Consider the following 2,305-nt stretch of genomic DNA (forward strand, 5'->3'; position numbering starts at 1 on the left):
GGTGGCGTATTTGCCGAGGATGATCGTCTCGGGGTTTTCCTCGCCGCGGATGGTCGATGATATGGTGATGCCGCCGCCTTGGGCCGGCTCTGGTGGCTTTGTACACGCCTGCGGCTATGTTTCTTGGATTGACGGGTCTGGGCTGTATGGTCCCAATCGGGTTTTCTCCGGATTCATAGGTAAAGATTCTAGCGGCACCCCCGTGTTTAGCTCACATATCGCGCGGACTGACAGGGATGATCAGGCTCTTTCGATGGTTTGCGAGCAATACGGAGCATCGCTGACGCAGCGGAATCTCCCTCCGCCAGAGGCAAGTAGGGACCGGGAGCCGCCTGTTGAAATTGCAAGATTGATAGATACAGCCAGGGAACTGGATCGGCGGTGTCGAGGGACAGAAGGCGCTGACCCCTCATCATCTGTGTGTGACGAGCGAAATGCTGCGTTCGATCAAGTGAATAATGCTGGCTGGTGCTATGGAAAAGATGGTCAATTTGGCTATCAATCTGAATGGCATGCATGCGGTCCTGACTCGATCGGGAGATAGATCCTCGCCGTGACGCCTTCGTATGTTCCTGTTAAGTTCCACATTCCTCGTCGTGAACAACAGGACCCATCATGCCAGCCCAGATCACCCCAATTGCACCTGTCGCCCCATGGCTGGGCGGCAAGCGCAACCTCGCCCGGCGCATCTGCACCATCATCGACGCCACGCCCTGCGTCACCTATGCCGAGCCTTTCGTGGGCATGGGCGGCATCTTCCTGCGCCGCACCTCGCGTCCTCGGGCAGAGGTGATCAATGATCGCGGCCGCGACATCGCGAACCTGTTTCGTATCCTCCAGCGCCACTATCCGCAATTCTTGGACACGCTGCGCTTCCAGCTGACCACCAGGGCCGAGTTCCTGCGCCTCGTCCAGGTCAGCCCCGACACGCTGACCGATCTCGAACGCGCAGCGCGTTTCCTTTACCTTCAGCGCACGGCCTTTGGCGGCAAGGTTTCGGGCCGCAACTTCGGCGTCGACAAGACACGCGGCGGGCGGTTCAATCTGACGACGCTGGAGCCGATGCTCGAGGACCTGCACAGCCGCCTGTCGGGGGTGACGATCGAATGCCTGGACTGGTCGGATTTCATCCCGCGCTATGACGCCGAGGGCACGCTGTTCTATCTCGACCCGCCCTATTGGGGCTGCGAGGATGACTATGGCAAGGCGATGTTCGCCCGCGCCGACTTCCTGCGCATGGCCGAGTTGCTGGCTGGGATCAAAGGCCGCTTCGTCCTGTCGCTGAACGACCTGTCAGAGGTGCGCGAGACCTTCGCCGGATTCGAGATGGCCGAGATCCGCACCACCTATACGATCAGCGGCAAGCGCAACGATCAGGCGGGCGATCGGGCCGAGCTGCTGATCTCGAACTGGCGGCTTCCCGGGCGTCAGGACGTCGCCGGAACGACCGATTCCTGACAGTTTGCGATTTCCGAAACCTCCCATCGCTGGAGCGGGCCGAACTGAGGCTCAACCCCCAGCAATCGTGGGTTTCGGAACAGAGCAGGGGGTTTCGGCACTGAATTTCCGAAACCCCCTGTTTGATTGATGCCTTTGCGCGGGATGGTCAGGCGCAGATGACGCCACGCAGCGCGGTCCGCCCACGCTCTTTTCTCAATGTTATCCGCATGCTGTCTGATGCGCGCTATTTGCGCGGTGAATGTCGATTGGATGCTCGGTCGATGACGTCTCAATCGACATTTTCACCCACCAACTTGCATGAGCCGCCGGGCTCGCCAGCGCCTCTGAGAGGCGTTTTCTCTTTTCCTGTCAGGCTCTTGGGGTGGACAGACAGCAGGTCAGGTCTTTGTCCGGGAGTTAGTCCCCCCCTACAGACGGAGCGCAAGAACATGCGGAAAACCCCTTTGTGTCCCGAGCATGTCCCCAGCTGAAACCTGAGCGGCAAAAACACGCAAGTTGGATGCGTGTTTTCTATCTTTTTCAATGGGATATATTGGTAGCGGAGGAGGGATTTGAACCCCCGACACAAGGATTATGATTCCTCTGCTCTAACCAGCTGAGCTACTCCGCCACGGGTGGGGCGGATTTACGTTGTGCCGCGTCGGGCGTCAAGTGCCCCCGATGAACAAAAACTGCAGCCGCGCCGAATTTTCGCTGCGGTGCGGCAGATGCAGGCAGTATCCCCCGTCCGAAGGGCGGTGTCGAAAGGCTAGGCCCTGTTGACAAAAGGGAATCACAGGGTGTTCTGAACGTGATTCAATCTGGTATCTGCGATGGAGACCAGCTTGGCACGAGACCTGATGTC

1 protein-coding gene and 1 tRNA gene are annotated in these 2,305 nt (G+C 59.0%); one reads left to right on the top strand and one right to left on the bottom strand.

What is annotated here, in order from left to right; translation table 11 throughout:
• Nucleotides 1–615 precede the first annotated feature (615 nt).
• Nucleotides 616–1,458 (top strand): DNA adenine methylase, encoded by an 843-nt coding sequence (locus DFP89_RS19875; RefSeq protein ID WP_114351030.1) that lies wholly within the window; start codon nucleotides 616–618, stop codon nucleotides 1,456–1,458.
• Between the two features lie 536 nt (nucleotides 1,459–1,994).
• On the opposite strand, the gene DFP89_RS19880 is transcribed toward DFP89_RS19875, so the two are convergent.
• A tRNA-Met gene (locus tag DFP89_RS19880) sits at nucleotides 1,995–2,071 on the bottom strand.
• Between the last annotated feature and the right edge of the window lie 234 nt (nucleotides 2,072–2,305).

The sequence above is a fragment of the Paracoccus lutimaris genome (assembly GCF_003337565.1).
Lineage (GTDB): Bacteria > Pseudomonadota > Alphaproteobacteria > Rhodobacterales > Rhodobacteraceae > Paracoccus > Paracoccus lutimaris.

Coding starts and splice junctions, on each gene's coding strand:
- DFP89_RS19875 (WP_114351030.1), top strand. CDS start 616: ATGCCAGCCCAGATCACCCCAATTGCACCTGTCGCCCCATGGCTGGGC.